The 26,319-nt window shown below is 73.2% G+C and carries 22 protein-coding genes and 1 pseudogene; 10 read left to right on the top strand and 13 right to left on the bottom strand.

Features of this window, described 5'->3' with window-relative positions; translation table 11 throughout:
• Positions 1-2: 2 nt before the first annotated feature.
• Positions 3-371, top strand: coding sequence for an Rv2175c family DNA-binding protein (locus ACIQWX_RS36460; protein WP_400881460.1), 369 nt, complete (start codon positions 3-5; stop codon positions 369-371).
• 426 nt (positions 372-797) lie between these two features.
• Here ACIQWX_RS36460 and ACIQWX_RS36455 read toward each other — a convergent pair.
• A pseudogene (locus ACIQWX_RS36455) lies at positions 798-1,472 on the bottom strand (MFS transporter); the annotation flags it as partial.
• Positions 1,473-1,494: 22 nt separating this feature from the next.
• Here ACIQWX_RS36455 and ACIQWX_RS36450 point away from each other — a divergent pair.
• A complete protein-coding gene (locus ACIQWX_RS36450; protein WP_400881123.1) occupies positions 1,495-2,016 on the top strand; it encodes a CGNR zinc finger domain-containing protein in 522 nt (173 codons plus the stop codon).
• A 3-nt stretch (positions 2,017-2,019) separates the two neighbouring features.
• On the opposite strand, the gene ACIQWX_RS36445 is transcribed toward ACIQWX_RS36450, so the two are convergent.
• From ACIQWX_RS36445 to merB, 5 genes are read right to left on the bottom strand one after another with little or no spacing between them, the layout of a single operon-like run.
• Positions 2,020-2,799, bottom strand: coding sequence for an LLM class F420-dependent oxidoreductase (locus ACIQWX_RS36445; RefSeq protein ID WP_400881121.1), 780 nt, complete (start codon positions 2,797-2,799; stop codon positions 2,020-2,022).
• The gene (locus ACIQWX_RS36440; protein ID WP_400881119.1) at positions 2,796-3,722 is read right to left on the bottom strand and encodes a phytoene/squalene synthase family protein; all 927 of its coding nucleotides are present in this window, start codon (positions 3,720-3,722) and stop codon (positions 2,796-2,798) included. Before ACIQWX_RS36440 ends, ACIQWX_RS36445 begins: the two co-directional genes overlap by 4 nt.
• Positions 3,719-5,191 (bottom strand): phytoene desaturase family protein, encoded by a 1,473-nt coding sequence (gene crtI, locus ACIQWX_RS36435; RefSeq protein WP_400881117.1) that lies wholly within the window; start codon positions 5,189-5,191, stop codon positions 3,719-3,721. The genes ACIQWX_RS36440 and crtI overlap by 4 nt, the downstream gene beginning before the upstream one ends.
• A 1-nt stretch (position 5,192) precedes the next feature.
• On the bottom strand, positions 5,193-6,284 hold the full coding sequence (locus tag ACIQWX_RS36430) for a polyprenyl synthetase family protein (protein ID WP_400881115.1): 1,092 nt from the start codon (positions 6,282-6,284) through the stop codon (positions 5,193-5,195).
• Between the two features lie 60 nt (positions 6,285-6,344).
• Positions 6,345-7,037, bottom strand: coding sequence for an organomercurial lyase (merB, locus tag ACIQWX_RS36425; protein ID WP_400881113.1), 693 nt, complete (start codon positions 7,035-7,037; stop codon positions 6,345-6,347).
• A 49-nt stretch (positions 7,038-7,086) separates the two neighbouring features.
• On the opposite strand from merB, the gene ACIQWX_RS36420 reads away from it, so the two are divergent.
• The 3 genes from ACIQWX_RS36420 to ACIQWX_RS36410 all read left to right on the top strand — a co-directional run bounded on the left by ACIQWX_RS36420 (position 7,087) and on the right by ACIQWX_RS36410 (position 10,901).
• Positions 7,087-7,971, top strand: coding sequence for a methylenetetrahydrofolate reductase (locus ACIQWX_RS36420; protein WP_372668704.1), 885 nt, complete (start codon positions 7,087-7,089; stop codon positions 7,969-7,971).
• Positions 7,972-8,013: 42 nt separating this feature from the next.
• Positions 8,014-9,696 carry a DUF885 domain-containing protein gene (locus ACIQWX_RS36415; RefSeq protein ID WP_400881111.1) on the top strand — a complete coding sequence of 561 codons (1,683 nt, stop codon included), beginning with the start codon at positions 8,014-8,016 and terminating at the stop codon, positions 9,694-9,696.
• A gap of 332 nt (positions 9,697-10,028) precedes the next feature.
• Complete coding sequence (locus tag ACIQWX_RS36410) at positions 10,029-10,901, top strand: DMT family transporter (RefSeq protein ID WP_400881109.1); 873 nt, start codon at positions 10,029-10,031, stop codon at positions 10,899-10,901.
• A gap of 19 nt (positions 10,902-10,920) precedes the next feature.
• Here the strand turns inward: ACIQWX_RS36410 and ACIQWX_RS36405 are convergent, their stop codons facing one another.
• Together ACIQWX_RS36405 and ACIQWX_RS36400 are read right to left on the bottom strand one after the other, a co-directional pair.
• Positions 10,921-11,493, bottom strand: coding sequence for an N-acetyltransferase (locus tag ACIQWX_RS36405; RefSeq protein ID WP_086675138.1), 573 nt, complete (start codon positions 11,491-11,493; stop codon positions 10,921-10,923).
• On the bottom strand, positions 11,490-12,002 hold the full coding sequence (locus tag ACIQWX_RS36400) for a YbaK/EbsC family protein (protein ID WP_400881106.1): 513 nt from the start codon (positions 12,000-12,002) through the stop codon (positions 11,490-11,492). The genes ACIQWX_RS36405 and ACIQWX_RS36400 overlap by 4 nt, the downstream gene beginning before the upstream one ends.
• Positions 12,003-12,215: 213 nt before the next feature.
• Here ACIQWX_RS36400 and ACIQWX_RS36395 point away from each other — a divergent pair, with 213 nt between their 5' ends.
• The 4 genes from ACIQWX_RS36395 (at position 12,216) to ACIQWX_RS36380 (ending at position 15,802) form a co-directional block, all read left to right on the top strand.
• Entirely contained in the window at positions 12,216-13,079 is an 864-nt protein-coding gene (locus tag ACIQWX_RS36395) for an SAV_6107 family HEPN domain-containing protein (RefSeq protein WP_400881104.1), read from the top strand.
• Positions 13,069-13,839, top strand: a complete 771-nt coding sequence (locus ACIQWX_RS36390) for a maleylpyruvate isomerase family mycothiol-dependent enzyme (protein WP_400881102.1) — start codon at positions 13,069-13,071, stop codon at positions 13,837-13,839. The genes ACIQWX_RS36395 and ACIQWX_RS36390 overlap by 11 nt, the downstream gene beginning before the upstream one ends.
• Positions 13,840-13,898: 59 nt before the next feature.
• A complete protein-coding gene (locus ACIQWX_RS36385; RefSeq protein ID WP_400881100.1) occupies positions 13,899-14,627 on the top strand; it encodes a VOC family protein in 729 nt (242 codons plus the stop codon).
• 95 nt (positions 14,628-14,722) lie between these two features.
• Positions 14,723-15,802, top strand: a complete 1,080-nt coding sequence (locus ACIQWX_RS36380) for a GNAT family N-acetyltransferase (RefSeq protein ID WP_400881098.1) — start codon at positions 14,723-14,725, stop codon at positions 15,800-15,802.
• Between the two features lie 70 nt (positions 15,803-15,872).
• Here the strand turns inward: ACIQWX_RS36380 and def are convergent, their stop codons facing one another.
• From def to pdxA, 5 genes are read right to left on the bottom strand one after another with little or no spacing between them, the layout of a single operon-like run.
• Positions 15,873-16,373, bottom strand: a complete 501-nt coding sequence (gene def, locus ACIQWX_RS36375) for a peptide deformylase (protein WP_400881096.1) — start codon at positions 16,371-16,373, stop codon at positions 15,873-15,875.
• 36 nt (positions 16,374-16,409) lie between these two features.
• Positions 16,410-21,071: a DEAD/DEAH box helicase gene (locus ACIQWX_RS36370; RefSeq protein WP_400881094.1), complete on the bottom strand. Its 4,662-nt coding sequence runs from the start codon at positions 21,069-21,071 to the stop codon at positions 16,410-16,412.
• Positions 21,052-21,852 carry a DeoR/GlpR family DNA-binding transcription regulator gene (locus ACIQWX_RS36365; protein ID WP_400881092.1) on the bottom strand — a complete coding sequence of 267 codons (801 nt, stop codon included), beginning with the start codon at positions 21,850-21,852 and terminating at the stop codon, positions 21,052-21,054. Before ACIQWX_RS36365 ends, ACIQWX_RS36370 begins: the two co-directional genes overlap by 20 nt.
• Positions 21,824-23,101 carry an MFS transporter gene (locus ACIQWX_RS36360; protein WP_400881090.1) on the bottom strand — a complete coding sequence of 426 codons (1,278 nt, stop codon included), beginning with the start codon at positions 23,099-23,101 and terminating at the stop codon, positions 21,824-21,826. The genes ACIQWX_RS36365 and ACIQWX_RS36360 overlap by 29 nt, the downstream gene beginning before the upstream one ends.
• The gene (gene pdxA, locus ACIQWX_RS36355) at positions 23,098-24,126 is read right to left on the bottom strand and encodes a 4-hydroxythreonine-4-phosphate dehydrogenase PdxA (protein ID WP_400881088.1); all 1,029 of its coding nucleotides are present in this window, start codon (positions 24,124-24,126) and stop codon (positions 23,098-23,100) included. The genes ACIQWX_RS36360 and pdxA overlap by 4 nt, the downstream gene beginning before the upstream one ends.
• Positions 24,127-24,432: 306 nt before the next feature.
• On the opposite strand from pdxA, the gene ACIQWX_RS36350 reads away from it, so the two are divergent.
• Complete coding sequence (locus ACIQWX_RS36350) at positions 24,433-26,277, top strand: Hsp70 family protein (protein ID WP_400881086.1); 1,845 nt, start codon at positions 24,433-24,435, stop codon at positions 26,275-26,277.
• The last annotated feature ends 42 nt before the right edge of the window (positions 26,278-26,319 follow it).

Below are 26,319 nucleotides of genomic sequence, written 5' to 3'. Positions count from 1 at the left end.
GTGTGAGTGGGATTCCTGTCGCCGACGACGTCCTCGACACCGCCATCGCGGTTCTGCCGCTGGCGGAGGTGGCGAACGTCCTCGGGACCTCCGCCAACAAGGTCCGCCAGATGCTGCGCGACGGGCAGCTGATCGCCCTCAAGCGCGGCGGTGACCTGTGCGTACCCAGCGACTTCTTCGTCAAGGACGGCGTCGTCAAGGGCCTGACCGGCACGATCACGGTGCTCGCCGACTCCGGCTTCTCGCGGACCGAGATGCTGCGCTGGCTCTTCACCGCCGACGACACGCTGCCGGGCAGCACGCCGATCAACGCCCTGCGCACCAGCCACGGCACCGAGGTGAAGCGGCGCGCGCAGGCGATGGCGTTCTGACCTGCGCAGACAGCTCGCCGCGGCTCCTATTTGGACGGCCGCGGCGGTGATCAGGCACGCCGTGAGCGACCAGTTCGCCAGCGGTCCGGCGACGGCCGCTCCGGCGGCCAGCCCGGTGATCTTCACGCTCGCCGCCGTCGTGAACACCTGAGCCCGCACGTGCTCCGGCGCTTCCCGGTGCCGGATGGCGAACAAGGCCGTGAGCTGCGGTCCTTCGGCGATCCCGGCGATCGCGGCGGCGGTCACGAGCGGCACGGCGCTTTCGCTCAGGGCCGCCAGTGCGGCGCTCGCGGCCAGGACCAGCGTGCTCAGCCAGACGATCCGGTCCGGTGGCCACGGCAGCGGTTTCCGCGTGAAGACCGCGTTGGCCAGCAGGGACGTGACCGCCAGGACGGTCAGCAGGAGAGCGCCGTCTTCAGGGCCGCGTAGGTGAGCCGCCCCGAGCAAGGGGTAACAGACGGTGACCATCCCGATGCCGGCGCAGGAGATCGCCGACGCCGTCGTCGCCCGCCTCAGCGGGGCGTTGCGCACGAGGACCGTGAAGCCGTCCCGGAGGCGGGTTTTGGTCGTGGGGCGTTGCTTCTTCGGGAGGAGCCAGGCGACCGGCGCCGCGGCGGCGACGAGGGCGATGGCCGTGGTCACTCCCGCGGGTCCGCCGAGGAGTCCCGCGAGGCCGGGCCCGGCCAGCGCGGCGGCGGTGAAGGTCAGGGCGTCGAGGCGGCTGGCTCTTTCGAGCTGTGGCCGGGCTACGCCGGGCAGCTGAGCCGTCCAGCCGCCCGCGACGGCCGGGTTGAGCAGGCCGGCCACGACGGCGATGGCCACCACGCCCACCAGCGGCAGGTGCCCGAAGGTCGTGGCGACGACGGCGAGCCCGCCGGCGTACCCGGCGAGGGCGGCCGCCAGCAGCCGTCCGGGCGCCGGGCTGCGGTCGAGGAAGGCGCCGAAGACGGGCCCGCCCACGGCGGCGGCCGCGGTCAGCCCGGCGAGCAGCGCCGAGCCGGCGTGCGGGCCGTGCTGCAGGCCGAGCAGCAGGAGGGCGGGGCCGGACAGCTCGTCGCCGGTCCGCGCGAGTGTCGCCCCGGCCAGGTAACGCCTTAACATTGCCGAGACGTTACAGTGGGGCATGGCCTTTCCGCACCGGGATTCCGTGCAGCGCGCGGTCGACCTGCTGGGTGTGCTGCTGGTTTCGGACTGTTCTCCGGCGGCCGTCGCGCAGGTTCTGCGTGCTCACGGCGAGCCGGACGTCCGGCTGTCTTCGGACGACCTCGCCGAGCTGAGGGCGGCGGCTGTTTCGCTTCGTGAAGTGTTCGCGGCCCCGGACGCGGCTTCGGCGGCTTCGGTGCTCAACGCGTTGTTCGCGGCGTACGCGGGGCCGCCGCGCTTGACGGACCACGAAGAGGGCTACGGCTGGCACTTGCACGCGGACGCGGCGGACGACGGGCCGTGGGGAGCGTGGCTGGTGACGTCGTCGGCGCTGGGGCTGGCTTCGCTGTTGGCCGAGCGTCAGGACGTGCCGGGAGGGTTGTGCGCGTCGCCGTCGTGCGGGAAGCCGTTCGCCCACACGGGCGGGGGAAGTCCACGGAGGTACTGCTCGCCCCGGTGCGCGACGAGGGAACGCGTCGCCGCACACCGGGCGCGAGGGTGAAACTCAGCCGTTGGTCTTGTCGCGCCAGGCGATCCACGACTTGAGCGCGTCCAGGTCGTAGTCCGGGCCGCCCACGCCGACCGTGAACGTCGTGACGCCCAGGTCCAGCAGCTTCGGCCCGAGCTCGTCCGGCTCGCCCTGGACGCCGCACGAGCGCTCGATCTCGGCCGGGTCGCGGCCGACGTCGGCGCAGTGCTGGTCGAGGATCTTCACCTTGCGCTCGACGACCTCCGGGTCGCCGAAGCCGTGCCAGATGTCGCCGTGCTTCGCCACGAGCTTGAGGGTCTTCTTCTCGCCGCCGCCGCCGATGAGGACCGGGATCTTGCGCGTCGGGGCCGGGTTCAGCTTGCCCAGGCGCGATTCGATGCGCGGCAGCGACTCGGCGAGGTCGTCCAGACGCCCGCCCGCCGTGCCGAACTCGTAGCCGTACTCGTCGTAGTCCTTCTCGAACCAGCCCGAGCCGATGCCGAGGATCAGCCGCCCGCCGGAGATGTGGTCCACCGTGCGCGCCATGTCGGCCAGCAGCTCGGGGTTGCGGTAGCTGTTGCAGGTCACCAGCGCGCCGATCTCCACCCGGGACGTCGACTCCGCCCACGCGCCGAGCATGGTCCAGCACTCGAAGTGCAGGCCGTCGGGATCGCCGTACAGCGGGTAGAAGTGGTCCCAGTTGAAGACGATGTCGGCCCCGAGGTCCTCGGCGGCCGACGCGGTGCGCCGGATGGTGTCGTAGTCGGCGTGCTGCGGCTGGAGCTGCAGGCCGATCCGGATGCGTCGTTCGGTCATGATCGCAGCCTACGACCGCCGCGGAACGTCTCGCGCGCCCAGACCGTGGCCAATGGGGGTAGTGCGACTACCAGCCTCCGCGAGTTCGGGACGACCGCCCGCCGGGTGAGGATGTCGTAGTCCAGCGCGACGATCTCGTCGAGAATGCCTTCGTACAACGTCAACGCCGTCCGCACGCACGGCCGCGATTCCGGGCGCAGCTGCGAAACCCCCGCCTCCGCCCGCCGGTACACCGCCCGCGTCCGCGCGACGAAGTACGCCAGCGCCGCCCGGATCCGCGGGTCCGGCTCACGCCGCTCCAGCAGCGAGCGCGTGACGCCGAACGCGGCCAGCTCGTCGAGCGGCAGGTACAGGCGGCCGCGGTCGAGGTCCTCGCCGACGTCGCGCAGGAAGTTCGTCAGCTGGAACGCCTCGCCCAGCGCGATGGCGCCCGGCTCGGCGTCGGAGAGGGGGCCGACCGTGCCGAACACCGGCAGCATCTGCAGCCCGATCACCGCGGCGGAGCCGTACATGTACTCGCCCAGCTCGGCGAACGTCCGGTACTCGACCGGCGCCAAGTCCATCCGCATCGACTTGAGGAACGCGTCGAACAGGTCTCGCGCGATGCCGTAGCGCCGTACAGTGTCGGCCAGCGCTTCGAGCACCGGGTCGCCCGGGGTGCCGCCGGCGTAGACGACGTCGACCATGGCGCCGACCCGGTCGAGCGAAGCCGCCGGGTCGCTGCCCGGCTCCGGGTTGTCGACCAGTTCGTCGGCCATCCGCGCGAAGCCGTACAGCGTGTGCGCGGCCGGCCGGGCCCGCGCCGGCAGCAGCCGGGTGGCCAGGAAGAACGTGCGCCCGAACTGGGCGTTGATGCGGCGGCACTCGGTGTACGCGGCCCGCAGGTCCGGCGAGAGGATGCCCGCCGCGTCGAGTTCGTTCACGGGCCGGTGATCCTTTCCGCTGCCAGTCTTCCGGAGATGAGCACGGGCGGGATGCCGACGCCCGGTGTGGTGCCGCAGCCGGCCAGTACGACGTTGCCCGCCGCCCGCACCAGGTTCGCGGGCCGGAACGGGCCGGTCTGCGCGAACGTGTGCGCCAGCGAAAACGGCGTCCCGGCGGCGAGCCCGCGCGCCGCCCAGTCCGCCGGGGTGATCGTCTCGTCGACGGTGAACCCGCCGCCGAACCCGGTCAGCCCGCGTGCTTCGAGCGTGCGGAACAGCTCGTCGCGGTACGGCTCGCGGACGCGGTCCCAGTCGATCTTCCCGTTGCGCAGGTTCGGCGCGGGCGCGAGCACCGAGACGATCTCGCCGCCGCGGCCGGCCAGCCCCGGGTCGGTGGCCGTCGGCCGCGTGACCAGCAGCGACGGGTCGCTCATGAGCTTGCCCTCGCGGATGATCTCGGCGAACGTCCGTTCCCAGGCGCCGCCGAAGAAGATCGTGTGGTGCCCGAGGTCCCACTTCCCGGTGGTCCGCCCGTGCAGGACGACGGCCGAGGGTGAGTACCGCAGCGGCACGAGTCGTCGGGGGCGCGCGCCGAGGAGCCGGTACGCCGCGGTCAGCTCGGTCGCGAGCACGACGGCGTCGCACGCGATCCGCTCGCCCGAGCGGGTCCGGACCGCGCGCACCCGCGAATTCACCCGTTCGAGCCACGCGGCTTCGGTGCCGAAGCGGACGTCGGCGCCCGCCCTTGCGGCCGCGCCGGTCATCGCCCGGCCGATCTCGCCCATGCCGCCTTCGGGGTAGTAGACGCCGCCGACGGTGTCCATGTAGGAGATGACGCCGTACGCGGCGATCGCGCCGGCCGGGTCGAGGCCGGCGTAGAGCGACTGGAACGTGAAGAGCCGCCGGACGCGCTCGTCGAGCAGGTAGCGGCCGACGCGCGGGCCGAGCCTGCCGAACCCGCCCAGCGCGGCGAGCTTCGCCAGCTCGGGACGGGCCAGGTCGACCGGCGAGTCGAAGTTCGCCCCGATGAACCGGTCCTTCTGCGCCGCGTACAGCTCGCTCAGCCAGCGCCGCAGCGCCCGGTAGCCCGCCGCTTCGCGCGCACCGGCGAAGGCGCGGATCTCGGCCTCCATGGCGTCGCCGTCGGTGTGCAACGCGAGCGAGCTGCCGTCGGCGAACCGCGCCCGGTACGCCGGGTCGAGCCTGGTCAGCCGCAGGTTCTTGGCCAGGGGCTCGCCGACCGCGGCGAACGCCTCTTCGAGCAGCTCGGGCATGGTCAGCACGCTCGCGCCGGTGTCCACGGCGTTGCCGTCGAAGTTCTCCTGCCCGGCGCGCCCGCCCGGGGTGGCCGCCTGCTCCAGCAGCGTGACGCGGCGGCCGGCGCCGAGCAGGTGCAGGGTCGCCGAAAGCCCGGCCAGTCCGGCCCCGATCACGACGACGTGGTCGGCCGGCCCGTCGATCGTCCGCACGTCAGTACGTCCGCTGGGTGGCCTTGACGACCAGGCCGGTCAGCGCCTCGGGCGCGGGCTCGGCCAGGTGCGCGCGGTCCAGCGCGGCCATCGCCGCGGTCGTCAGCTCGTCGATCCGGCGCTCCACGGCGTCGACCGCGCCGACCTGCTGCAACGCCAGCCGGACGGTCTCGACGCCTTCGTCGGACAGGTCCGCGTCGCCGATCGCGTCGGCGATCACGGTCGCCGCGGCCGTCTCGCCCTTCTCGGCGGCGAGCTGCAGGCCGAGCGCGACGAGCAGCGTGCGCTTGCCCTCGCGCAGGTCGTCGCCGGCCGGCTTGCCGGTGACCGACGGGTCGCCGAACACGCCGAGCAGGTCGTCCCGCAGCTGGAACGCGACGCCGACCTCGCCGCCGAACTCCAGCAGTGTCCCGATCAGTTCGGGGGAGGCGCCGCCGAGCGCGGCGCCCAGGTGCAGCGGCCGCTGGACGGTGTACGCGGCGGTCTTGAGCCGGTCGATCTTCAGCGCGGCCTCGACGGAGGCGTCGCCGGTGGCCTGCGTGCGGACGTCGAGGTACTGCCCGGCGAGCACTTCGGTGCGCATCGCGCGCCAGGCCGGGCGCGCCGCGGCGAGCGTCTCGGCGGGCAACGGCGCGTCGGCGAACATGTCGTCCGCCCAGGCCAGGGCCAGGTCGCCGACCAGTACCGCGGTGGCCAGGCCGAACGTCGCGGGGGAGCCGAGCCAGCCCCGGTCGGCGTGCAGCTTCGCGCCCGCGATGTGCACGGTCGGGAAGCCGCGGCGGGAGTCGGAGGAGTCGATGAGGTCGTCGTGGATCAGCGCGCACGCCTGGATCAGCTCGAGGCTGGCCACCGCCTGCAGCACGCCCCCGGCGTCCGGACCCGCCGGGTCGCCGCCCGCGCCGCGCCAGCCCCACCAGGCGAACGTCGGGCGCAAGCGCTTGCCGCCGTTCAGCACGAACCCGCGCAGCGCGTCGATCCCGGCCGCGACGGTCGGTTCGGTGTCCAGGATTTCGGTGCCCGCCCGATCGAGGAACCCGGCCAGCGCGCGCTCGACGTGGGCGGGCAGGTCGGCGTCGGAGACGGGCGCGTTCATCCCGCCATCCTCGCGGAACCGGCGGGGGTGGGGGCCGCCGGGGCACCCGGATGTGGCGAATCAGACTCCGGCCGTGGCCGGGGCCCAGAACGGCCCGGTGAGGCCCGCTTCGGCGAAGTAGGTGACCGCGCTGTCGGGCTCGCGCCGCCGGTAGCCGCGCTCGAGCCGGCCCGCGTACCAGCCGCGGGCGAGCCGCCAGAGCGTGACGAGGTCCATGACGTACCCCTTCTCGCCGCCGGTCGCCGCGAGCCAGGCGTCCACACAGGACTCGCAGCAGAACAGCCGCTGGTTGCCGCAGGTGTGCAGCACGTCGTCCCACATCCGCGCCGCCGGCACGAGGAAGTGCGCCACCTGCGCGCCCTCGGGCGGCTCCGCGCGGTTCACGACCAGCGCGTGCGGCTGGGCGCAGCCGGGGCAGCGGGTCGCGACCAGCACCTCGGGCTCGTCGTCGACCAGGTGGGGGATGGCGAACGAGTCCCACGCGCAGCCGCCCCACCAGAGCGTGTGCGAGCCCATCACGGAGAAGCCGAGCGACTTCGCCGCGAACGGGTGGGCCAGCACGACGTGCTCGCACTCGTCGAGCACCAGGTGGTGGGCTTCGGCGAGGCGGTGCAGCGCCTGCTTGGCGACGGCGAGCGACCCGCCCGCGGCGTCGGCCAGCTCCGGCCCGGTCGGCGCGCGGCCGCGCTCGGCGAAGGCGTGGTAAACGGCCAGGCGGACGTCTTCGTCCCAGCTCGCGTCGTCGTCCCTCATCGCTCACTCCTGTATCGAGTCTAGAGCCGGGCCCCTTAACATTCGAGGTATGACGTCGGTGATCGAGCGGTTGCGCGGAGACGGGCCGAAGTTCTCCATCGAGTTCTTCCCACCCCGGGACGCGGCGGACGAGGCCGTCCTGTGGAAGGCGATCCGGGAGCTCGAGCCGTACGACCCGGCCTACATGTCGATCACCTACGGCGCCGGCGGCTCCAGCCGCGACGGCACGGTCCGCAGCATCGCCCGCGTCGCGACCGAGACGACGCTGGTGCCGATGGCGCACCTGACCGCGGTCAACCACTCCGTCGCCGAGCTGCGGAACGTGATCGGCTGGTACGCCTCGGTCGGCGTCCGCAACATCCTCGCGCTGCGCGGCGACCCGCCCGGCGACGTCTACGGCGAGTGGATCCCGCACCCCGAGGGCCTCACCTACGCCGAAGAGCTGGTCCAGCTGGTCCGCGAGCTGGGCGACTTCTGCGTCGGCGTCTCGGCGTACACCTACGGCCACCCGCGATCCTCCGACCTGGAGTCGGACACCAAGTACCTGGTCCGCAAGCTGCGCGCGGGCGCGGACTTCGCGATCGCGCAGCTGTTCCACGACCCCGAGGACTTCCTGCGGCTGCGCGACCGGGTCGCCGCGACCGGCTGCGACGTCCCGGTGCTGCCGGGCGTCATGCCGCTGACCACCATGCGGACCCTGCAGACGACGATCAAGCTGTCCGGCGCGCCGGCGCCCCGCAAGGTCCTGGACCGGCTCGAGCCGCTGGCCGACGACCCCAAGGCGTTCCGCGCGGCGGGCATCGACGTCACCACCGAGCTGTGCGAGAAGCTGATCGCCGAAGGCGTGCCGAACCTGCACTTCTACACGTTCAACCGCTCGAAGGCGACGCGCGAGGTGATCGCACGGCTGGGGCTCGTCCCGGCCCGTGCTTAAGTACGTACCACCGGGTACAGGTGGCCCGGTAGCGTGCGGCGCATGGCTTCTACTGCTTCCGACGGCGTGCACGGCATCTGTGACCGCTACGTCGACGACTACGCGGCCGTGGACCCGGTCGCCGCGACCTCCTACGGCATCAAGGGTCACGACGACCGGCTGACCGACTACTCGGCCGACGGGTTCGCCGAGCGCGCCGGGCTGGCCGCGCGGGCGCACGCCGCCGTCACCGCCGCCGAGCCGCGCGACGCCGCCGAGCGCGCCGCCAAGGCCGTGTTCACCGAGCGCGTCGGCCTGGAGCTGGAGATCCACGAGGCCGGCCTCGACGTGGCGAGCCTGAACGTCATCTCCAGCCCGGTGCAGGAGCTGCGGATGGCGTTCGACCTGATGCCCCTCGACACCGAAGAGGACTGGTCGACCGTGTCGGCCCGCATCGCCGAGGTCCCGCGGGCGCTGGCGAACGTCCGCGGCGGCCTGCTCACGGCGTCCGACGCGGGGCACGTCGCGGCGTTGCGCCAGGTCGGCAAGGTCGCCGAGCAGTGCGAGACGTGGGCCGGGCTGAAGGACGAGACGGGCTACTTCACCCAGCTCGTCAGCGGCGCGCCCGGTCCGGCGCTGGCAGCGGACCTCGCACACGGCGCGCGGGCCGCGGAGGAGGCGTTCGCGGAGTTCGCCGGGTTCCTGCGCGCCGAGCTGGCCCCGAAGGCCCCGGTGAAGGACGCGGTCGGCGAGGAGGTCTACCGCCTGTGGTCGCGCTACTTCGTCGGCGCGGCACTGGACCTGCGCGAGGCGTACGAATGGGGCTGGGCGGAGTTCGCGCGCATCGAGTCCGAGATGCGCGCGGTCGCGAACCGGATCAAGCCGGGAGCGTCCCTGGCGGAGGCGGCGGCGGTCCTGGACGCCGACCCGCGCTACCGCGTCCAAGGCCGCGCTTCGTTCGAGGCGTGGATGCAGCACTTGTCGGACGAGGCCCTGAAGTCGTTGCGCGGCAAGCACTTCGAGATTTCGGACCGTGTGATGGCGTTGGAGTGCAAGATCGCCCCACCGGGTGGCGGAGTGGGCGCGTACTACACGGGCCCGAGCGAGGACTTCAGCCGCCCGGGCCGCATGTGGTGGTCCCTCCCGGCGGGCCGCGACGAGTTCTCGACGTGGCGCGAAACGAGCACGGTGTACCACGAGGGAGCACCGGGCCACCACCTCCAGATCGCGACGGCGGTGGACCAGTCCGAGGGGCTGAACAAGTACCAGCGCCTGATGGCGTTCACCTCGGGCCACGCGGAGGGCTGGGCGCTGTACGCCGAGCGGCTGATGGAGGAACTGGGCTACCTGGCCGACGACGGAGACCTGCTGGGGATGCTGTCGGAACAGCTGTTCCGCGCGGCCCGGGTCGTGGTGGACCTGGGGATGCACCTGGAGCTGGTCATCCCCACCGGAACGGGCTTCCACGAAGGCGCGCGGTGGACGCCGGAGCTGGGGTTGGAGTTCATGCTGACCCGGACGATCACGGACCAGGCCCACGTCCGCGACGAGATCGACCGGTACCTGGGGTGGCCTGGTCAGGCACCGGCGTACAAGATCGGCGAGCGTCTGTGGCTGGCGGCGCGGGCTGAAGCGCAGGGGCGGGCCGGGGCCGGGTTCGACATCAAGCGGTTCCACACGGAGGCTTTGCGGATGGGCGGGATGGGGCTGGACACGTTGCGGGAGCAGCTGGCCCAGCTGGACTGAGGTGTGCGGGGCCGCCCGACAACGGGCGGCCCCCGCCCTTCCCTGGGGGGCGTCCCACGTCCAGTTTATCGGCCCAGCCCGACAAAACCGCCCGGAAAGCCCTTTCGCGGCTCGGTTGTCCACAACTGCGCCGCCCTGTGGAAAACCCATCGCGCCACCCCCTGATCCGCCGCTAAGTTCCCCTTCGTGCGCCGAATTCTCTTCATCACCCCGCCGCCCCGCGTCTGAGCGGGGTGGTTCTTCGCCGCGTGGCCTCCAGTGCCCGCGGCCGGCTCGTCATGCACAACCGCCCCGCGTCGAACTCCCTTTTCCTTCGACGCAGGAGCTTTCCCATGTCTGTCGACCTACCCACGCGCGCCCGTTCTTCGGCCGCGCTCGTCTTCGCCGGGGTTCTCTGGGGCACCGGTGGCCTCGCCGGCTCACTGCTCGCCCAACGAGCCGGCCTCCACCCGCTCGCCGTCGCCGCCTACCGGCTGCTCGGCGGCGGAGGGATCGCCACCCTGGCCGTCCTCCTGAAAGGCGGCACCTTCCCGCGCACGGCCGAAGCCGCCAAGCGCGTCCTCGCCGTCGGCGGGCTGTTCGCGCTCTTCCAGGCGAGCTACTTCGCCGCCGTCGCGCTCAGCTCGGTCAGCATCGCGACCATGACCACCATCGGCGCCGCGCCCGTCTTCGTGACGCTCGCCGGCACCCGGAAACCCCGCGGCTGGACGCTGGTTTCCGTGGCCGGCACCCTCGGCGGCCTGGTGCTGCTCCGCTGGTCGCCGAACGCCGTGGCCACGCTCGGCGGGCTCGGCTTCGCGCTCCTCGCCGCGGCGGGCTTCGCGGCGTTGACGCTGCTCACCGCCAAGCCGGTCGCGGGGCTCGAGCCGCTGCCCACGACGGCGTTCGGCTGCCTGACCGGCGGCCTGCTGCTCACCCCCGTGGCGAGCTGGACGGGCATGGCGCTGCCGCTGCACGCGGACGTTCTGCTGGTCGTCTGCTACCTCGGCGCCGTCCCGACCGCGCTCGCCTACGCCGCGTACCTGCGCGGGCTGGCGGGCGCACACCCCCTGCTGGGCGCGCTGTCGGCGGTGCTCGAGCCGTTGACCGCCGCGATCCTGGCCGCGCTGCTGTTCGGTGAACGGCTGGGCGTCACGGCCTGGTGCGGCGCCGCCGTGCTGGTCGCGGCGCTCGCGGTCGGCTATTGGCGGCCCGAACCCCGGTAGCGGACGGCTGCCCCTCGGCTCAGCGCGCGTCGAGGGGCAGTGCCCGCCCGAGGATCGCGAACGGCCGCGGGTCGCCCGCGAAGTGGTAGTCGCGCAGCACGTCGACGAACCCGGTGCGGCGGTAGAGCTTCCACGCCCGGCTGGTGCCCTCGGGCGTCGACAGCAGGACGTTCGCGCTCGGCACGCCGTCCAGCAGGCCGCGCAGCAGGTCCTCGCCGATCTGGTGACCTTGGTTCTCCGGCTTGACGTGGATCTCGGTCAGCTCGAAGTAGTCCGACAGCCAGCGCTCGGCCGCCTCGGGCCCGAACCGGCGGCTCAGGCCGTGACGGACCTGCTCGTGCCACCACTGCCCGGCCCGGCCGCGGTAGCCGTAGGCGAGCCCGAGCAGGACGTCGTCGGCGTCGAGCGCGGCCATGCAGCGCCAGCCCTCACGCAGCGCGTGGGTGAGCCACATCGGCGCGCGCTGCTCGGCGGTGCCCGCCGGGTACCGCATCGCCCGGACGTAGATGTCCAGCGCTTCGGGCAGGCGTGCGCGGAACTCGTCCGTCGAGAGCTGGACGTAGCGGGAGCAGCCGGCGGGCATCGCGGTCACAGCGATCCATCTTCCTCCGCGCCGTCGAGCGCGCCCGGGGTGCCCCCGGTCAACGCCACCAGCTCGGCGAAGGTGGTCGGGTAGACGGTCTTCGGGTGCCCGGCGGCGGCCCACACGACGTCGTGGGCGCGCAAGGCGGTGTCGACGAGCGTGGGCAGCTTCGCCGGGTGCCCGGTGGGCGCGACGCCGCCGATCGGCTGCCCTGTGTGCGTCCTCACGAAATCGGCGTCGGCCTTGCCGATTTCGGCCCCGGCCAGGCGTTCGAGGGTGGCCGGATCCGCCCGGTGGGCGCCCGAGGTGAGGGCGAGGAGCGCGTTTTTGTCGGACCCCAGGCGGAAGATGAGGCTGTTGGCGATGGCACCCACGGGCACGCCGAGCGCTTCGGCCGCCTGAGCGGCGGTCCGGACTTCGGCGGGCAGCACGCGGATGCCCTCGGCGGCGGCGTGCTGCCCGGCTTCGGCGAGCGCGGCCGCCACCTTGGCGACGGCGGGGTGGTCCAGCGAACTCATGAGCCTATGAGATCACGCCGCCGACCTGGTGTCCCGCGGGATTCCACCCCTGGGGTTGAGCGGACGCCGGGTGGAGGGTTACTCTGGATTTTGTTCGAACAGACGTTCGACATCGGTGAGCGCGCACCGGTCAGGTGCCCGGCTCCGGGGCGGGGGAAGCGTCTCGGCGCCGGGCACATGATCGGGCTCACCCCGCGCAGGAGGAGGGTCGTCATGTCCGTCAAGGTCGTGTCCCCCACGGAGTCCGGGCAGCCGCAGCTGCCCATGTCGCTGCGCCCGCACACCGGGCGGTCCCCGCTGCGCCCGTCGGTGTCGTCGGCCCCGCCGGTCCCGGGGTGCGCGGAGCCCCGCAAGCCCCGGCGCCGCCCGGTGGACGCCGGCCAGCCCGAGCTGCCGATGCGGTCCCGCCCGGTCGACGAGCCCGAACTGCCGCTGGAGCCGCCCACCGCCGCGGTTTCAGTGCCCGAGCAGCCTCGGCCGAGCGAATCGCCGCGCCTGCCGGCAGTCGCCGCTCCTCAGCCGCCCGAGCCGCCGCGTTCGGTCGCGGAGCCCGAGCTGCCGGTGCGCCCGCCCGCCGCCGCTGCCCGGACGGTTGCCGCCGAGCCTGAACTGCCCCTGCGCCCACCAACCGCCGATGGTGACCGTGAGCAGTCCCAGCTGCCCATGTCCCTCCGCCCGCCCGCCCCGCCCGTTGCCGCCGGGCTGCTTGCCCAAGCCCGGCGCGGGCTGGCCGAAGCCGAGCGGGAGACCGATCCCGTCGAACGGTTCGTCGGCGCCTACCTCGCCGCCCTGCGCGGGGCCGCCGCCGTGCTGGCCGCTCGGGGGCGGCCGCACCGGGGGCGCGCCCGGCCGGCCAGTACCTGGGTGCTGCTCGACTCCGTGGCCCCCGAACTGCGGGAATGGTCCGCCTTCTTCGCCGGTAACTCCGCCGCGCGCGCCGCCGCTCAGGCCGGGATCACCGGGAAGGTCAGCGCCGAGTCGGCCGCCGGGCTGGTGCGCGCCGCCACGCCGTTCCTCGAACTCGTCCGCCGTCTCGTGCACGGCCTGCCGATCACCGGGGAAGCCCATGTCGCGTGAGCACGGCCCGGTCGACCAGGGGCGGCTGCTCACGGCGTTGGGAATCGAAGGCCGGGTGCTGGCCGAAGCCGTCCACGCGGCGCCGCTCGAAGCGCCGGTGCCCGCCTGCCCCGGCTGGTCGCTCGGCGAGGTGGCGCGGCACGTCGGGAGCCTCTACCGGATGGTCCGGCGCCGGCTGGCCGACGGCCGCGGCCCGGACGACTGGCAGCGCGACCCCGAGCCGGGCCAGAGCCTGGGCGCGTACCTGGAAACCGGCTTGACCGAGCTGCTCGACGAGCTCGCCGCGCACGATCCGGAAGACCACGCCGACACGTGGTGGCCGGCGGACCCGACCTACGGGTTCTGGCGACGCCGGATGCTGCACGAAACCCTCGTCCACCGCGTCGACGTCGAACAGGCCGCGGGCGCGGAGCCGCGCGGCATCGACGAAGACCTCGCGATCGACGGCATCGACGAGGCTTTGACGCTCTGGTTCGGGCAGAAGCTGCCGATGCTGGGCCTGACCGGCACGAAAGCGGGCTCGGTCGGCGTGCGCGTCGGCGCGCACAGCTGGATCGCGCGCGCCGGGCCCGACGTGACGGAGGCCTGGCGCTGCTCGGCCGAGGAGGCCGAGGCCGCGGACGACGTCGTCACGGCCGGCGAGCCCGAGCGCGTCTACCTGTGGTTGTGGGGCCGCTCGTCGCTGACGTCGGTGACCGTGCGCGGCGTGCACGACCAGGCGGCCCAGCTCTGGGCGCTGCTGCGGCTCGCGACCCGATGACTCCGGTAGGTGGGGAAGCCGAACCGGAACTGTCGGGGGTGGCGGTTAGCCTGCGGCGCATGAACACGCGGCTGGTGAACCTGGTGATCGACGCGGCGCGGCCGAGGGTCCTGGCGGACTTCTGGGCCGCGCTGCTCGGCTGGCGCGTCGCCGTCGAGGAGGCGGACGAGGTCGACGTGCGCGCCCCGGAAACCGACGGCTGGGACCTGGACCTGGTGTTCGTCCCGGTGCCCGAGCCCAAGGAGGTGAAGAACCGGATCCACCTGGACCTGGCGAGCACGACGCCCGCGCACCAGGAGGAGCTGGTGTCGCGCGCTTTGGAGCTGGGCGCGGGCCGCGTCGACCTCGGGCAGGGCGCGGTGCCGTGGGTCGTGCTGGCGGACCCGGAGGGCAACGAGTTCTGCGTTCTCGAGCCCCGCGATCGCTACGCGGGCGGCGCGGTGGCGTCGATCGTGGTCGACGCCCACGACCCGGAGCGCCTGGCGAGCTTCTGGACGCGGCTGACGGGCTGGCCGATCAGCGCCCGCGAGGAGAATGTCCTGGTCGGGCTGCGCGCGCCGTCGGGCCGCGGGCCGTGGCTGGAGTTCCTCCGCAACGACGACGAGAAGCGGGTCAAGAACCGCGTGCACCTCGATATCGCGCCGCCTGAGGGTGCCGAGCACGGCGAGTCGGTGGCCGAAGTGGTGGCGGCGGGCGCGGCGCCGGCCGACCTCGGCGGCCCGGACCTGCCGTGGCGCGTGCTGATGGACCCGGAAGGCAACGAGTTCTGCGTGCTGACCCCGCGCTGACCTGTTTCGGCCGGGTTGCCGAGCGGTCGTGAACGCTGATCTGCGCGAAACACCGGCGTCCTGGGCCGGCAACACACGCGGAGGACCGTGGGGGCATGGAGACCTCCAGAGCGGTGCCCCAGCTCGACCCGGCGGCCGACGTCGATGCGGCGGCCGCGCCGTCGGCGTGGCGGGTGCGGGTCCGGATGCACGACCACCCCGGCACGCTGGCCCGCCTCGCGATCCGGCTCGCCGACCTCGAGTGCAACATCCTCGGCCTGTCCGTGCTGCCGGTGCCCGGCGGCGTGCTCGACGAGATCGTCCTGCGCCCGGCGACCGGTCTGCCGCGGCGCCACCTCGTCGACGCCATCCGCGCCGAGGGCTGCGAGTGCACGGCGATCATCGACGCCGACGTCCACGAGCTGGTCGACCCGTCGTCGTCGACGCTGCTCGCGGCCCGTCGCGCGATCGACGACCCGGCCCGGCTCGCCGAAGTGCTGAAGGACGTGCTGGCCGCGGACGTCGTCACGCGTGTCCCGGCGGCCGAAGCCAACCCGGGCCGCACCGAGAGCGGGCACCGCGCGGTGTTCGCGCTGGGCGATGGAGAAGCGCTGGTGGCGCGGCGCCGGTGGGCGCCGTTCGTGCAGCTGGAGCTGACCCGCGCCGAAGCGCTGACGACGTTGCTGGGTGCGGCGGCCCGCAACATCGCGGGCCCGGTGGTGCTGAACCGCCCGGACGGCGCGGCGATCGTCCTGCGCAAGGGCCTCCCGGCCGACGCGGAGGCGGTCTCCGAACTGCACCGCCGCTGCTCGACGGCGACGCTCTTCCGGCGCTACCACACGGGCGTCCGCACGGTCCCGCGCCGCTGGCTGCACCGGCTGCTGGTGCCGCCGCGCGGAACGAGCGTGCTGGCGGTCTTCGGCCGCGAGGTGATCGGGCTGGCCCAGCTGATCCCGTCGGCCGCGGGCGGCGCCGAGATCTCGCTGCTGGTGGAGGACGACTGGCAGCGCCAGGGCATCGGCACGGCACTGCTGGCCAGGGTGGCGGCGCTCGCGGAGGGGCAGGGGATCACGGAGCTGCGAGCGGACTGCCTGGCCGGCGACGACGTGTTGCCCCGTACGGCCGCCCGGGCCGGTCTGCGCGCGGAACGCTCGGCGGAGGAGAGCACCCAGCTGCGGATGTTCCTGCGGGCTTGAGTGGCGTGGCCGCGCGAGCCGCCGGGTGCGGCCGGTTGATCTCTGTCGCCGCTCTGCCTTGCTCAGCCGGTCAGCGCTTCCAGAACCAGTCCTTGTCGCGGGCTTCGCGCAGCGCCTTCTTCTTGCGCTCGGCCGTCAGGCGGTCCAGGTACAGGATGCCGTCCAAGTGGTCGGTCTCGTGCTGGAGGCACTGGGCCAGCACGTCTTCGCCCTCCACCTCGATCGGCTCGTTGTGGATGTCCACCCCGCGGACCTTCGCGTGCTTCGCCCTCTTCGTCGGGAACCACAGCTCCGGGACCGACAGGCAGCCCTCGTCGATCTCGTGCGTCTCCTCGGACAGCTCGGCTATCTCCGGGTTGATCACGTAGCCCGTGAGGCCGGCGACGTCGTAGCTGAAGATGCGCAGCCCGACCCCGATCTGCGGTGCCGCCAACCCCGCGCGGCCGCCGGGTTTCACCGAGTCGACCAGGTCGCGCACGAGCGCCTCGAGCTTTTCGTCGAACACGGTGACCGGGTCGCAGGCGGACTTGAGGATCGGGTCGCCGAAATAGCGCAGTTCGCGCATCGCCATGAGCAGAACATCCTTCGTGCGTGTCGAACTGGCAGCTTAGGCCCGCAGGCGCAGGCCGGACGGCGTGGCCCGGAAACCCGCCTCCCTCAGCACCTCCGCCAGTTCCGACGTCAGGGCCTGCTCGCCGTCCGCACGTTGGACCGAGAGCTGACCCAGCCAGCCCTCCCGCACCGCCGCCGACAACGCCTGCGCCGCGTCCACCAGCGGTTGCCGCTCCTCCGTGAAACTCAGCAGTGACTTTCCTCCTCGCTCGACGTACATCGCCGGCACGCCGTCCACCAGTACCGCCAGCGCGCCGGCCTTGCGGGCCGGACGGTGCTTCGTGTCGCCCGTCGCCGCCGGCCAGGGGAGCGCCGCCCCGTACGGCTGGGCCGGGTCCGCCGCCGCCAGCACCACCGCGCGGCCGGGTGCCGGTCGACCCGGACCCGACAGCGCGCGCAACCGGTCCACCGCGCCCTTCGCCGCGAACTGCGCCGCGCCCAGCCCTTCCACGACGTAGCCGCGGATCACCTGGCCGGTGTCCTCCATCCCGCGCAGCACCTTGTAGATCCCGGAGAACCCGCCGGTGACGCGTTCGGTGTCGAGCGCCCCGCGGGTCAGGACGCCGTGGCGTTCCAGGAACGCCTCCGTCCGCGCGTGGGCGCGCCGGGTCGCGTCGGTCTCACGATCCGGCGTCAGCGCCCAGCGGCCGGCGACCGTCGGCGGCCCGGACCGCGACGGCATCTGTGGCCGCCCCGCCCGCAGCCGCGCGTACCGGCCGCGGGGTGCCTGGCGCCGTTGCTTGTGCGCGCCGTGCCCGGCCACCTGGGCCCGCAGCGGCCCCAGCGTGTCGCCGGTGACCAGCCCGGCCCACACCAGGTCCCACAGCGCGGCCACGACTTCGGCGTCGTTCGGCGCCTTGTCCACCAGGACGGTCGCGCGGTCCACCAGCTGGCGGAAGAACAGCGCACCACCCTCCAAAGTGGACACGAGTGCGTCGTGCAGCGGGCCGGTCGGGATGTCCTCGACGACTTCCGGCAGCAGCAGGTCGGCGACGTCCGTCGGTGCGAGGGCGATCCAGCCGTCCCCACCCGACAACGCGCCGCAGCCCGCCCACGTGACCTCACCCGCGGTCGTCAGCTCGTCCAGCAGCGCGGGGGAGTAGCCCGGCAGCCGGCCGGGCAGGATCAGCGACTCCACCGCACTCGCCGGCAACGGCGCCCCGGCCAGCTGCTCGACCACCGACAGCACGTCGTCCGCCGTCGGCGCCGAGCGGACGCGGCCGCCGAACCCGTGCCACGACGGCAGGAACCGGCCCAGCGCCGCAGGTTCGACCGGCTCCACCTCGGCCCGCAGCTTCGCCAGCGATGCCCGCCGCAGCCGCCGCAGTACCGCGGAATCGCAGTACTCGACTCCCACACCGTGGCTGTCCGGATGCCCGACCGGGCTCAGCTCGCCGCGCACCAAGCGACCTTCGCCGGTCATCCGGTCGAGGACGCCGGTAACCACGGCCAGCCCGAGCCCGAACCGCCGGGCCACGTCCGCCGCCGCGAACGGTCCCCGGCTGCGGGCGTAGCGGAACAGCAGGTCGCCGAGCGGGTCCGCCACCGGTTCGGTGAACGCCTCGGGCACGCCCACCGGCAGCGCGGTGCCCAGCGCGTCCCGGACCTTGCCGGAGTCCTCGATCGCCAGGAACCGTTCGGTGCCGCCGATCCGCACCCGGATCGCCCGCCGCGCCGCTTCCAGCTCGGTGAGCCACTCCGCTTGGATCCCGCGCTCCGCGGCTTCCTCGACGGTCAGGTCGCCGAGGAAGCGCAGCAGGTCGGCGGCGTCCTCCGCCGAGCGCGCGTGCCGGTCGGGGTCGAGCCGCTGCAGCGACCGGGTCACCTCCGCGACGGCCTCGGGATCCAGCAGCTCGCGGATCGCCTCGGTGCCCAGGAGCTCGGCCAGCAACGCGGAATCCAGCGACAGCGCCGCCGCCCGCCGTTCGGCCAGCGGCGCGTCGGTCTCGTACAGGAACATCCCGACGTAGCCGAAGAGCAGGCTGCGCGCGAACGGCGACGCGGCCGGCGTCTCGACCTCCACCAGCCGGACCTTGCGGGCCCGGACGTCGGCCATCAGCTCCCGCAGCCCGCCCACGTCGTAGACGTCCTGCAGGACCTCGCGCATCGCCTCCAGCACGACCGGGAACCGCTCGTACTTCGCCGCGACCGACAGCAGCTGCGACGCGCGTTGCCGTTGCTGCCACAGCGGAGTGCGGCGGCGCGGGTCCCGGCGCGGCAGCAGCAGCGACCGCGCCGCGCACTCCCGGAACCGCGCCGCGAACACGGCCGAACCGCCGACCTCCGCGACGATCAGCTGCTCCACCTCTTCGGGATCGAGCAGGATGTCGTCCGCGCCGATCGTGACGTCGCCGCCGTCGGCGTCGAGGGCGTCGGGCAGGCGCAGGACGATGCCGTCGTCGGAGTGCGCCACCTGGGCGTCGACCCCGCGGTTCTCCCGCAGCCGCGCGGCGATCGCGAGCGCCCACGGCGCGTTCACCTGCGCGCCGAACGGCGAGTGCACGATGATCCGCCAGTCGCCCAGCTCGTCGCGGTAACGCTCCAGCAGGATCGTCCGGTCGTTCGGCACGTGCCGGGTCGCGGCCTTCTGCTCGGTCAGGTACGCGAGCAGGTTGTCGCACGCCCGCTGGTCCAGCCCCGCCGCGGCGGCCCGCTCGCGCGCCTTCTCGTCGTCCGATGTGGACAGTTCGCGGACGAACTTCCCCAGCGCCCGGCCGAGTTCGAGCGGGCGGCCCGGTGCGTCGCCCTTCCAGAACGGCATCCGCGCCGGTTCGCCCGGCGCGGGCACCACGATGACCCGGTCGTGCGTGATGTCGGTGATCCGCCACGACGACGTGCCGAGCAGGATGGTGTCGCCGACACGTGACTCGTACACCATCTCTTCGTCGAACTCGCCGACGCGCGAACCGGGCTTGTCGTCCCCGCCCGGGGTCATCACGGTGAACAGGCCGCGGTCCGGGATGGTGCCGCCGGAGGTGACGGCCAGGCGCTGCGAGCCGGGCCGCCCGCGCAGCTCGCCGCTGATGCGGTCCCAGGTGATCCGGGCCCGCAGCTCGCCGAACTCCTCGCTGGGGTAGCGGCCGGCGAGCATGTCGAGCACCGCGTGCAGCGCGTCGTCCGGCAGCGACGCGAACGGCGCCGCCCGCCGCACCAGCGAAGCCAGGTCCGGCACCGTCCACGGCTCCAGCGCCACCATCGCGACGACGTGCTGCGCCAGCACGTCCAGCGGGTTGCGCGGGTAGCGGACCGCCTCGATCGCGCCGGTCGCCATCCGTTCGGCGACCACCGCGCAGGAGACGAGGTCGCCGCGGAACTTGGGGAACATCACGCCGGAGGAGACCGCGCCGACCTGGTGCCCGGCCCGGCCGACGCGCTGCAGCCCGGACGCCACCGTCGGCGGCGCCTCGATCTGGACGACCAGGTCGACCGCGCCCATGTCGATGCCCAGCTCCAGCGACGACGTCGCCACCACGCACGGCAGCCGCCCGGACTTCAGGTCTTCTTCGACGTGCGTGCGCTGCTCCCGCGACATCGACCCGTGGTGCGCCCGGGCGATCACCGGCGGCGCGCCGGTGCTGACCCCGGACTGCCCGACCGCTTCGGCCGGGAACGTGTCTTCCGCCCGCAGTTCTGTCTGCTCCGCGGCCAGCTCGTTGAGCCGGGCTGTCATCCGCTCGGTGAGCCGGCGCGAGTTGGCGAACACGATGGTCGAGCGGTGGGCCTGGATCAGGCTCAGCACCCGCTCCTCGACCGCCGGCCAGATCGACGGCCGCTGCACCGGGTTGCCGGCGATCTCCTCCAGCGTGCCCAGGCCGCCCGGAGCGATGTCGCCCGGCGGGAACGCTTCGGTGAGGGACTCCAGCTCGTCGAGCGGGCTCGGCGCCGGGCCGCCGCGCGGGGCGTCGAGGTTGCTCATGTCCTCGACGGGCACCTCGACGCGGACCTCGATGGTCTTCGCCAGCTTCGGCTGGACCACCCGCACCGGACGGCCGCCGGCCAGGAACGCGTTCACCTCGTCGATCGGACGGACCGTCGCGGACAGGCCGATCCGCTGCGCCGGCTTCGGCAGCAGGGAGTCCAGCCGCTCCAGCGACAGCGCGAGGTGCGCGCCGCGCTTGCCGCCCGCGACCGCGTGCACCTCGTCGACGATCACGGTCTCGACGCCGCGCAGCGACTCCCGCGCCGACGACGTGAGGATCAGGAACAGCGACTCCGGCGTGGTCACCAGCACGTCCGGCGGAGTCTTGTTGAAGGAGCGGCGCTCGGCGGCGGTGGTGTCGCCGGTGCGCATGCCGACTTCGATCCCGGGCACCGGGAGCCCGAGCCGCCGGGAGGCCTGCGAGATGCCGGCGAGCGGGGCGCGCAGGTTCCGCTGGACGTCGACCGCGAGGGCCTTCAGCGGGGAGACGTAGAGGATCCGGCAGCGCTTGGTGGCCTCCGCCGGCGGTGGTTCCACCGACAGCCGGTCCAGCGCCCAGAGGAACGCGGACAGGGTCTTGCCGGAGCCGGTCGGCGCGACGACGAGGGCGTGCTCGCCCGCGTGCGCCGCCCGCCAGGCGCCTTCCTGGGCCGCGGTGGGCGCGGCGAAGGCTCCCGCGAACCAGTCCCGGGTCGCGGGGGAGAAGAGGTCGAGCACGTCAACTGCCACGTCGTCCATGATGCGCGGCACCACCGACAATTTCGGGAGCATCCGCGACGATCACGCTGTCGGCGAACGCCGGGTACACGGCGTCGATGCGCGGCTCGTCGGTGATGAGCCGGTACTCGCGGTCGAGCGGCGTCCAGTAGGAAAAAGGGGCCTGGTCCAGCTTGGTGTGGTCGGCCAGCACGTAGGCTTCGGCGCCCGCGTGCAGCATCGCGTGCTTGACCACGGACTGCTCCAGTGACGGGCAGCACAGCCCCCGGCCGGGCACCACGCCGTCCGCGCCCAGGAATACCCGATCGGGTGAGATGTGCCGCAGCTGGGCGAGCACGGTCTCGCCGAGGACGGCCTCGTCGGGGTGCCGCAGCCGGCCGCCGAGGACGATCAGGTCGATCCCGGCGAAGCCGGCCAGCTCGCGGATGGCGGTGACGCCGTTCGTGACCACGGTCAGCCCCTCGCGGTGGGCGAGGTGGCGGGCGAGCCTGCCGGTGGTCGTGCCGGCGTCGAGCAGCACGACCTCGCCGTCGCGCACCAGCGCGGCGGCCTGCCGGGCGATGGCGTCCTTCGCCGCCGCGTTCTCGCGGTCCTTCTCGTGCGGGCTGCGCTCGGTGTCGAGCGCGCCGCCGTAGGTGCGGACGACGTGCCCGGCGCCGGCGAGGGAGGCGAGGTCGCGGCGGATCGTCGACTCCGAGACGCCGAACTCCTCGGCCAGCTCCGCGATGCCGCCCGAGCCGTCGCGGACGGCTTCGAGGAGCATCGCGCGCCGGTCACGGGTGCCTGGTCGCGGCTGGGACATGCGCCGAGTCTTCCACGGGTGCCGGTTTCAGCCCGAAGAACGCCAACCCGGCGGCGACGGCGAGGAACGCGGCCAGGACGACGAACCCGGTGGTCGCGCTGCCGGTGACGTCGGTGAGCCAGCCGACCAGGTAGGGCCCGGCGAACCCGCCGAGGTTGCCCAGCGCGTTGATCAGGCCGATCGCCACGGCGACGACCTCGATGCCGAGGATGCGGCTGGGGATGGCCCAGAACGGCCCGTACGGCATGTAGACACCGGTCGCGACGACGCAGAGCAGCACCAGCTGCACCGCCGCCGGCCAGTGCGCGAGGTTGCCGAGCAGCAGTCCGGCGATGGCCACGACCAGCGGTACCGCGACGGCGAGCCGCCGGTTGCCAGTGCGGTCCGACCAGTGCGCGCACGCGACCATTCCGGCCAGCGCGAGGACGTACGGCACGGCCGACAGGAACCCGACGGCGGTGGCCGAGCCGCCGGTCATCGTCTTCACGACCGACGGCAACCACAGGCTGAAGCCGTAGAAGCCGGTGATCCAGAAGAAGTAGACGCCGATCAGCAGCAGGACCTGCCGGTTCGCCAGTGCCTGCCGGTAACTCTGCTTGACGAACGCCGGCTTGGCCTCCTCCTCGGCCCGCAAGGTGGTTTCGAGGTACTCGCGCTCCTCGGCGGAGATCCAGCGGGCCTTCGCCGGGCGGTCGGCCACCGCGAACCACCAGACGACCGCCCACAGCAGCGGCGGCAGGCCCTGGATGACGAACACCCAGCGCCATGACATGTGGTCGAGCATCAGCCCGGACAGCGGGGACATGACGATCGCCGAGATCGGCAGGCACGTCATCCACAACGCGTTGGCCCGGGCCCGTTCGGCCTGCGGGAACCAGGACGCCAGCAGGATCAGCACCGCGGGCCAGACGCCGCCCTCGAACAGCCCGAGCAGCAGCCGTGCCAGGTGCAGCTGCGTTTCGTTCCGCACCAGGCCACAGAGGACGGCCGCGAACGCCCACGCGACCATCAGGATCAGCACCGTCTTGCGGGCGCTCCACTTCGCCGCCAGTACCGCGGCCGGGATCTGCAGCACGAGGTAGCCGACGAAGAAGATGCCGCTCGCCAGCCCCTTCGCGCTGGCCGACAAAGGGAAGTCGTCGCCGATGTAGGGCAGGATCACCGCGACGTTCGTGCGGTCGAGGTAGGCCAGCAGGTACATCACCACCGCGACCGGGATGACGTACGCCCAGCGCTTGCGAGGGATCACCGGAGGCTCGGCGGGTAGATCGCGGGCAGTTTCCGCGCGTACGGCGCCAGGGTGGCCGCGGCCTTGAACGCCGCGCGCATCGTGCCGTGCGACGCGCGGCCGGTGCCGGCGATGTCGAACGCCGTGCCGTGGTCGACCGACGTGCGCAGGATGGGCAGGCCGACCGTCACCGAGACCGTGCCGTCGAAGTCGTACGTCTTCGCCGCGATGTGCCCCTGGTCGTGGTAGAGCGAGAGCACGCCGTCGAAGCGGCCCTGGATCCCTTGGTGGAACACGGAGTCCGCCGGGATCGGGCCGACGACGTCGAGGCCCGCGGCCCGCGCGGCCGCGACCGCCGGGGCGATCGCGACGATCTCCTCGTCGCCGAACTTGCCGTTCTCGCCGCCGTGCGGGTTCAGCGCCGCCACGGCCAGTCTCGGTTTCTCCGTGCCGAAGACCTCCAGCGCGGTGTACGCCTCGCGGATCGCGTGCTCGATGTTCTCCCGGGTGATCTGATCGAGCGCTTCGCGCAACGAGAGGTGCCGGGTGGCGAAGAAGATCTTCAGCCCCGACACCCAGAACATCGTGGTGAACCGGGTCGAGCCGGTCAGCTCGCCGAGCATCTCGGTGTGCCCGAGGTGCCGGGAGCCCGCCGCCCAGATCGCTTCCTTGTTGATGGGCGCGGTCACGACCGCGTCGATCTCCCCGGCCAGCGCGAGCCGGGTGGCGACCTCGATCGCGCCGACGGCCGCGGCGCCCGCGGTCGCGTTCACCTCGCCCCACGGCAGGTCGTCGGTGACGACGCCGAGGTTGAGGACGTCGACCACGCCGGTGGTGAAACGCGCGTCGGCGACCGTGGCGATCGGGTTGATCTCCACGTGCAGGCCCAGGTGCCGGGCGACGCGCTCGAGCACGACGGCGTCGCCGACCGCCACCCCGCGGGCCAGCTGCAGCGCCTCCGGTTCGAGCAGCGTCTTCAGCGTGATCTCCGGGCCGATGCCGACGGGATCGCCGAGGGTGACGGCGAGGATGGGGAGGTCGCTCACGGGTTGTTCCTTCCGGTGGCCAGGACGTGGTTCAGGTGTTCCCTGCAGGCGGCTGTGACAACCGAGGCTTCGTCACCCGGACCACCGAACCGGCCGTGACCTCGACGGGCCCGGCCGGCTCGACCGTCTCTCGGAAACCTGCGCGATTCGTGCAACTCGCATGATCGGACTGTGCAACTATCGTGCACCGTGATCCACCTCTCCGTCAAGCCGCGGTGACTTTCGCGGGTCCGCACGCACGGTGACCGCGCGCATGGCAGCATCACCGCGAACGCCGTCACGGCGTGTTTCGCGAAGGGGAGTGCTGTGCGGATCCTGTCCGTTGACCTCGGGACGTCCAACACCGTCGCCGTCCTGTCGGCGCACGGCAGGCCGCCCCGGGTCGTCGAGGTCGACGGCTCGGCCAACATGCCGTCGGCGGTGTTCGCCACCGAAGAGGGCACGATCATGGTCGGCCGCGACGCCGAGCGCCGCGCCCGCCTCGACCCGACGCGCTTCGAGCCGAACCCCAAGCGCCGCATCGACGAGCAGACCCTGCTGCTCGGCACCGACGTCGTCCCGGTGACCGACGCGCTGGCCGCCATCCTGCGCCGCGTCCTCGAAGAGACCTCCCGCCAGCTCGGCGGCGAGCAGCCCGACGAGGTCCGGCTGACCCACCCCGCGCAGTGGGGCCAGACCCGCCGCAACGTCCTGATGTCCGCCGCCCGGCTCGCCGGCATGGGCCAGAACATCCTGCTGGTGCCCGAACCCGTCGCCGCGGCCGCGCACTTCGCGTCGTTCCCCGGCAAGTCCCTCGCGCCCGGCCAAGCACTCGCCGTCTACGACCTCGGCGCGGGCACCTTCGACGTCGCGGTCGTCGGCGCCACGCAGAACGGCTTCACCGTGCTCGCCGAGGACGGCCTGCCCGACCTCGGCGGCCTCGACGTCGACCAGGCGCTGATGGTGCACGTCGGGCGCGAGGTCTCGCACTCGGACCCGCAGCGCTGGCAACGGCTCCTGCGGCCGGAGTCCACCGGCGACCGGCGCACCCGGCGCGCGCTGCAGGAGGACGTCAAGGCGGCCAAGGAGGCGCTGTCGCGGCACCCGCAGACCGAGGTGCCGATGCCCGAGCCGTTCAAGGACGTCCTCGTCACGCGCGGCGAGCTGGAAGGTTTGGTCCGGCCGGCGATGCTGCGCAGCGTCGAACTGCTTTCGCGGACACTGCGCTCGTCCGGGCTGACCCCGGACCGGCTGGCCGGCATCTACCTCGTCGGCGGGTCGAGCCGGCTGCCGCTGGTCGGCACGATGATCGCGGAGAAGCTCGGCGTCGTGCCGGGCAGCCTCGACCAGCCGGAGACCGCCGTCGCGCTCGGCGCGCAGCACGTCGCGCGCGACGGCATGGGCGCGCGGACGCAGAACGTCGAAGGGGCGGTGGCCGCGGGTGCCCCGCAGCGGCCGCAGTACGCGCCCCCGGCGCCTCCGCCGCAGTACCCGGGGTACGCGCCGGCGAACTTCCCGCCCAGCGGGCCGCAGCCGGTGCCGGCGAACTTCCCGTCGTACGCACCGGCCGCGGAGAAGGCCGAGCCGAAGTCCGGCGGGAAGAAGAAGCTGCTCATCGGGATCGCGGCCGCGGTCGTCGTGGTGCTCGCGGCGGGGCTGACGTACTTCCTGACGTCGTCGTCCTCGGCGACGACGTACACCGCCGACCAGTGCAAGACGCCGGGGCAGGCCGACGCCAAGGGCCTCACCGGCTGCCTGCGCCAGCTCGCCGGGAAGATCGCCGACACCGGCGACTGCAAACCGGGCATGGGCAACGGCCCGGCGGCGCCGGCGGAGAACCTCGGCGTGTCCTCGACCTGCTCCGCGCCGGGCCGGGCCGGCACGCAGGTGACCTACGTCCAGGGCGACAACGCCGACACGCTCAAGCAGTACACCGACGGCCTGCTCACCTCCGCCGGCGGCGACCGCACGGAAGCCGACTGGGGCGGCAACGGGCTCAAGGGGCACTACTCGTCGGCCGCGGGCAAGACGTCGGCGGTGCTCGTGTTCACGGTGTCGGACCGGCCGCTCGCCGGGTTCATCTACCAGCTGAACTCGGCCGACCAGGCCGAGGCGACCACGCCGGGCACGCTGGCCGACTACTTCGAGGCGAGCGTCCAGCCGGGGGAGTAGGCGGCGCGAACGGACCGTTCGCGCCCGCCGGTTAGAGTGGGT

The sequence above is a fragment of the Amycolatopsis sp. NPDC098790 genome (assembly GCF_044759945.1).
Lineage (GTDB): Bacteria > Actinomycetota > Actinomycetes > Mycobacteriales > Pseudonocardiaceae > Amycolatopsis.
The sequence above is the reverse complement of the archived record's forward strand: the minus strand, read 5'-3'. Positions and strand labels throughout refer to the sequence as shown.